The sequence below is a fragment of the Frankia sp. AiPs1 genome (assembly GCF_023716945.1).
Taxonomy (GTDB): domain Bacteria; phylum Actinomycetota; class Actinomycetes; order Frankiales; family Frankiaceae; genus Frankia.
On record NZ_JAMQQF010000344.1, the window covers coordinates 1 to 6,289 of the forward strand.

Sequence of the window (6,289 nt, forward strand, 5' to 3'; positions counted from 1 at the left end):
GTCCGCCGCTGGGCCGCCTGACGGCTACCCGGCCGGCCGGGTAGCCGTCAGGCGTCAGGCGTCACCCGCCCTGCGAGATGGCGATCGACAGGATCTTCGCCTTGCTGGCCGGGGCGCCGTCGGAGCCGCCGCCCTGCACGCCGGGCTTGGTGAGCTTGTCGAGGACGTCCAGTCCCGCGGTGATCTTTCCGAAGACGGTGTAGCCGCCGGCCAGCGCCGCCGCCCCCTCCTGCGTCGGGTTGGCGTAGTTGATGAAGAACTGGCTGCCGTTGCTGTTCGGCGCGGAGCTGTGCGCCATCGCGAGCACGCCGCGGTCGTAGGTGACGCCCTCGGTGTTCTCGTTGGCGTAGCCGTAGCCGGGGCTGCCGCTGCCGGTGCCCGTCGGGTCGCCGCACTGCAGCACGGAGATGCCCGCCTCGGCGCCGCCGGTCTGCCGGTGGCAGAGCGTGTTGTCGTAGTACTTGGCGTCGGCGAGGGTGCGCAGGGCGTGGACGGTGCACGGCGCCTTCTGCGCGTCCAGGCTCGCCGTCATCGTCCCGGCGTCGGTGGTGATGGTCATGGTGGCCGGGGAGGCGTCGACGCTGGCGGCGGGCTTCGGCAGGGTGGCGCCGCGAGTCGGGGTCTCCCCGTTGGCGGTGTAGGTGCAGGCGCCGACCTTGCTGGTGGCCGCCGCGGCGGCGCTGGGGGCCGCGGTGCTGGCCGCGTTCGCGGCGGTGACATCGGACTTGTCGTCCTTGCCGGTGAGCAGGACCGCGGCGATCGCCGACGCCGCGACCACGATCGTCACGAAACCGGCCACGATTGCCAGCCGCTGCTGGCGGCGGCGCTGGGCGACCCGTCGCCGCTGCGTCTGCCGGGCCTCGCGGGCCTCGGCGAGCTCGCGCTGCCGTCGCTCCTTGGAACTGGCCACCGTCGCCGGCCTCCTCACATCCCGAACCTGGCAGGTTCTTCGCTGCTGCGTCCTGTCCGTCCCGCGGCGGCGGACACATGTGGTCTGTGCACCGTAACCGCTCGGCGGCGCCCGGCTGGGCAGCGCACCTGTGGCGAGCACGCCGGGCACCTTGTGGCGAGCACGCCGGCACCTGTGGCGAGCATGCCGAAGCCGCCTGTGCGCCCGCTGTGCGCCGGCGACGTCGGTGGTGGCTGGTAGCGTTACCGCAAGGTGAGGTGCGGTACCGATCAGGGGCTGACGCGATCCATGCTCGATAAGCGTTTTATCCGGGAGAATCCGCAGGCCGTGAAGGACGCGGTCGCGGTCAAGGGCATTGACCTGGACGTCGACGAACTGCTCCAGCTCGACCAGGACAATCGCAAACTGCAGTTCGAGGTGGACGAGGCGCAGGCCCGGCGCAAGAGCTTCGCCAAGCAGTTCGCCAAGGCCGACCAGGCCCGCCGGGCCGAGCTTCGGATCGAGCACGAGTCGTTCGACGCCCAGCTCAGAGACCTGCGCGAGCAGCTCGCCCGCACGGGCGCCCGGCTGTCCGAGCTGATGCTGCTGACGCCGAACATTCCCTGGTCGGGGGCGCCGGTGGGGCCGGACGAGGCGGCCAACGTGGTGTTGCGCACCGTCGGTGCACCCCCGGAGTTCGACTTCACCCCGCTCGACCACACCGAGCTCGCCGAGAAGCGCGGCTGGGCCGAGTTCGCCCGCGCCCGCAAGGTCGCCGGCGAGCGGGCCTACGCCCTCGTCGGCGACCTGGTGATGCTGGAACGGGCGGTGCACTCCTACGCGCTGGACCTGCTGCGCGGCCGGGAGTTCACCCCGGTGGCGGTTCCCGCGCTCGTCCGCGAGGAGCCGCTGATCGGTACGGGGATGCTGCCGAAGGCCCGGGAGGAGATCTACGCGATCCCCGAGGACGACCTGTACCTGGCCGGAACGGCCGAGGTGGCGCTCGTGGGCCTGCACGCGGGGGAGATCCTCGACGCCGCCCGGCTGCCGATCCGCTACGCCGGGATCTCGCCGTGCTTCCGCCGGGAGATCGGCAGCGCCAGCCGGGACGTCCGCGGCCTGCTGCGGGTGCATCAGTTCGAGAAGGTCGAGCAGTTCGTGCTCTGCGCCGCCGACGAGGCCGAGTCGGCCCGCTGGCACGCCGAGTTGCTGGCCACCGCCGAGCGCATTCTGTCCGACCTCGGGCTGTGCTACGAGGTCGTCGAGTGCGCCACCGGGGACATGGGCGTCGGCAAGTTCCGGATGAACGACATCAACACCTGGTTCCCGTCGCTGGGCCGCTTCCGGGAAACGCACAGCTGCTCCACGCTGCACGACTGGCAGGCCCGCCGGGCGAACCTGCGTTACCGCGACCCCGACGGCACGATTCACTTCGCCCACACGCTGAACAACACCGCGGTCGCCACCCCCCGGCTGCTGGCGGCGCTGCTGGAGAACTTCCAGACCGCGGACGGCGCGGTGCGCGTCCCGGAGGTGCTGCGGCCCTACCTGGGCGGCCGCGAGCTGATCTGAGCGCCGTCGCGCCGGCGCGCCCGCGCGGCCCGGACCAGGGCCGGCCCGGCCACCGCGAAGCGTCGCGGCAGCCCGACGGCCACCCGGCGTTCCAGCACCCGGTAGTCGGCCCGCTCCACCTCGTCGAGGATCTCCCGATAAAGCACGAACGCGGTGCGCATGCAGTCCCGCGAGGTCGGGTGCAGCAGGCGGATGCCGGGCTGGGCCGCACGGAACAGCTCCCGGGCCCGGCTGATCTCGAAGGCCAGCAGCCGGCGGACCGGCCCGTCGACGACCCCGGCGGCCAGGTGCTCCCGGGTGACGCCGAACAGCGCCAGCGACGCCTGCGGCAGGTACACCCGCCCGCGGCGCAGGTCCTCCCCGACGTCGCGGATGAAGTTGGCGTGCTGGAAGGCGAGGCCGAGGTCGCGTGCGTAGGGCAGCGCGCTGTCGTCGACCGATTCGAGCAGCGGCACCATCTGCAGGCCGATGACCGCGGCCGAGCCGTGCATGTAGACCAGCAGGTCCGCCCACGTCGCGTACCCGGTGACGGTCAGGTCCATCGCCATCGAGGACAGGAACGCGGCGAAGTGGTCGGGGTCGAGCGCGAAGCGACGGATCGTGTCGACGACCGCCGGCAGCACCGACACCTCGCGCGCGGCCCCGTTCCGACCGCCGGCCTCGCCTGAGACCTGGGCGTCGACGGCGTGGGCGGGCACGCCGTCGCGCAGCGCGGCGAGGAAGCGGCCGCTCCAGGCCTGCAGCAGGACGGTCCGCTCGTCGCCGGTCAGCGCCGAGTCGAGGTCGTCGACGATGTCGTCGGCGTGGCGGGCGAAGCCGTACAGAGCGTGCACGTGCGCCCGTTTCCACGGCGGCAGCAGCAGGGTCGCCAGGTAGTACGTGCGCCCATGGGCGGCGTTGAGGGCGCGGGCCCGGGCGTAGGACGCGCGCAACCGGGGATCGGTGATCCCGGCCGCGTCGAGCTCCCCCACGGCGCTCAGCCTAACGGTACTGACGGTGGGCCCTCGTAGGCGACGCCCTGCCAGTGATCGGGCCTGGGCTCGCGCGGTGGCGCGTGGCACTGTTCCGCGGAACACCTTGATCACCCCCCACCTCGCCGTGGTTGATCTTGTGTTGGGTTTTTGTCGGTGGTGGGTGGGACGATCGTCGCGTCCGTTGATCGACGACACCTCTGGCCCGGTGATCCTGATGAGTACAGCGTCTGCATCCCCTCCCCCTGTCCCCTCTGCCTTGTCGGCGTCGTCTGATGCGTGCGCGCTGATCGGGGTGGATGCGGAGGTCGCATCGTTGGGGGAGGTGGAGGAGGTGATCTGCCGGTGGGCGGGGCGGATCGCCGCGGCGACCTGTGGCTGGCTGCTGGCGGTGGCGGCGTTCGACCGTCGGGGTGGCTGGTCGGGGATCGGGATGGGTTCGTGCGCGCACTGGCTGGCCTGGCGGTGCGGTATCGGCCTGCGGACGGCGCGGGAGCAGGTTGCGACGGCGCGGGCGTTGGAGAGTCTTCCGGTGATCCTGGCGGCGTTCGCGGCGGGCACGGTGTCGTGTGCGAAGGTGCGGGCGGTGACCCGGGTCGCCGAACTCGCCACCGAAGAGATGTGGCTGGCCCGTGCCCGACGCTGCTCGGCCGGTCAGGTGGAGCGGCTTGTCCGTTCCTACCGGCAGGCCAACGGTGATCCGAAGGTCCGGCGAGCCGCACGGCGAGTGGCCTGGACGTTCGACGGCGACGGCATGCTGTGCCTGCGTGCGGTCCTGTCCCCGGATGAGGGCGCCCGGCTGATCACCGCGTTGGACGCCGCCCGGGCCAGCCTCGAGGACACCACCCCCCTGGCCGGCGACACCCCCTCGCCGGATGGCGAAACACCGAACAGCGAAGGCCCGGGCGATGCGGGGGCGGGTGGGGCGCCGGTGGACGGGGAGAGGGTCGTGGCGGCGCGGGATCGCCAGCGGTGCTGGAGCGCCTGGGCTGTGACGGGCTGATCCGGGCGTTGCTCACCGACCCGGACGGCAATCCGTTGCATCTCGGTCGGCGGCGGCGTCAGCCCGGGCAGCGGCTTCGTGACGCGGTCTACCTGCGTGACCAGGGGTGCTGCCAGTACCCGGGGTGCGGTCACACCCGCTGGTTGCACCTGCACCACCTCACCTGGAGGGGCCGCGGGGGTGACACCGACATCGACCGGCTGCTGCTGCTCTGTTCGAGCCATCACCGGGCCGTACACGACGACGACATCAGCCTTGGCCGGGACGCGGACGGGACCGTCACCGCACGGACCGTCGACGGCCGCGTTCTCGTCGGAGCACCGCCGGTCCTGCCCGGGCCGGAGCCGGCGGGAATCCTCGCCCGCGCGACCCGCCACGTCGATGCCGCCGCGATCCGTACTCGCGTGTGGATGGTTATGGCAGGCGGGAGGCGAAGGCGAGCGAGCTCGCCGCGGCAAGGAAGCCCAGCGCGAGGGACAGGCCCAGGAACCAGGTGGTGATCTCGCGGTACTCGGTGCGGTAGCCGATGGAGCTGCCCAGACCCTTGTAGACCGAGCGCAGCTCGTCGCCGGTGGCGGCGCGGTGGTAGGAGCCCTCGGTCTGGTCGGCGATTTCGTTGAGGGCCTGCTCGTTGACCGGGACGGGCACCTCCTGACCGCCGACGTCGAGCGTGCCGTCGCTGGTGCCGTAGGCGATGGTGTCGACGGGGACGTGCGCCTGCCGGGCGGCGTCGGTGGCCTGCGTGTTCGGCCGGCCGCGGGTGGTCTCGCCGTCGGAGAGCAGGACGATGGCGGCGGGTGGCGGGCTCTGCCCGGCGTCGGAGAACCGTTTGCCGGCGGTGCTGATGGCCTGCAGCGAGGCGAAGATCCCCTCGCCGACGGCCGTCGCCGGGCCGAGCTGCAGGCCGCGGATGCCGGCGCGGACCGACTCCCGGTCGGTGGAGGCGGGCACGAGCACCGTCGCGCTGCCGGCGAAGGAGACCAGGCCCAGGTTGATGCGCGGGGGGAGCTGGTCGACGAACGCCTCGGCGCCCTGCTTGGCCGCCTCCAACCGGTTCGGGGTGATGTCGGTGGCGGCCATCGAGTTCGACACGTCGATGGCCAGGATGATCGTCGCGCGTTCCCGCGGAACCCGCTCGGCACGGGCCGGTCGGGCCAGCGAGAACACCAGGCCGGCGAGGGTGAGCAGCAGCAGCGCGGCCGGGACGTGGCGGCGCCACCACTGTGGGCGCCGCGGCAGCACCGACGCCAGCACCGAGGTGGACGACAGGCGGGCTGCGTACACCCGCCGCCGCGCGGAGACGACGATGTAGGCGACGAGCAGCGCGGCGACGAGCAGGTACAGCCACAGCCAGTGGCCGGCGAGGAAGCTCACGGGGTACCAGCCCGGGCGGGTCGGCCGATCGGCGCGCGGCGCCCGGCGCCGCGGCCGCGGCGGTTCGCGGAGGCGAAGCGGACGATGTCGACGAGCCAGTCGGAGTCGGTGCGCAGCACGAGATGGTCGGCGCCGACGCGCCGCAGGGCCAGTGACACCTCCCGGCGGTGCGCCGCGGCGGCCGCGGCGTACCGTTCCCGGAACTTCCGCGACGAGGTGGGCACCTCCAGCATCGCCCCCGTCTCGGCGTCGACGACGGGCAGCAGGCCGACGGCGGGCAGGGCCAGCTCCAGCGGGTCGACGATCTCGATCGCGAGCACCTGGTGGCGGGCGGCGACCACGCGTAGCGGACGTTCCCAGCCGAGGTCGGTGGACTGGAAGTCGGAGATGACGACGGCAAGACCGCGCCGGCGCGGCGGGCGCAGCAGGCCCTGCACGGCCGCGGCGAGGTCGGTGGCAGCGGCCGGGTCGGGCCTCCGC

At 72.8% G+C, this 6,289-nt stretch carries 5 protein-coding genes and 1 pseudogene; 2 read left to right on the top strand and 4 right to left on the bottom strand.

The genetic code is table 11. The features are described from left to right. Positions 1-61: 61 nt before the first annotated feature. Positions 62-910 (bottom strand): peptidylprolyl isomerase, encoded by an 849-nt coding sequence (locus ND748_RS22410; protein ID WP_251747940.1) that lies wholly within the window; start codon positions 908-910, stop codon positions 62-64. Positions 911-1,198: 288 nt separating this feature from the next. Between ND748_RS22410 and serS the strand changes: the two genes are divergently transcribed. After that, complete coding sequence (gene serS, locus ND748_RS22415) at positions 1,199-2,461, top strand: serine--tRNA ligase (RefSeq protein ID WP_251747941.1); 1,263 nt, start codon at positions 1,199-1,201, stop codon at positions 2,459-2,461. Here serS and ND748_RS22420 read toward each other — a convergent pair. Next, entirely contained in the window at positions 2,434-3,441 is a 1,008-nt protein-coding gene (locus tag ND748_RS22420) for a phytoene/squalene synthase family protein (protein WP_251747943.1), read from the bottom strand. The genes serS and ND748_RS22420 overlap by 28 nt on opposite strands. 316 nt (positions 3,442-3,757) lie before the next feature. Between ND748_RS22420 and ND748_RS22425 the strand changes: the two genes are divergently transcribed. Next, positions 3,758-4,435, top strand: a complete 678-nt coding sequence (locus ND748_RS22425; RefSeq protein WP_251747944.1) for a DUF222 domain-containing protein — start codon at positions 3,758-3,760, stop codon at positions 4,433-4,435. Between the two features lie 414 nt (positions 4,436-4,849). On the opposite strand, the gene ND748_RS22430 is transcribed toward ND748_RS22425, so the two are convergent. Next, complete coding sequence (locus ND748_RS22430; protein WP_251747942.1) at positions 4,850-5,809, bottom strand: VWA domain-containing protein; 960 nt, start codon at positions 5,807-5,809, stop codon at positions 4,850-4,852. Further along, positions 5,806-6,289: pseudogene (locus tag ND748_RS22435) on the bottom strand (DUF58 domain-containing protein); the annotation flags it as partial. The pseudogene ND748_RS22435 and the gene ND748_RS22430, both read right to left, overlap by 4 nt.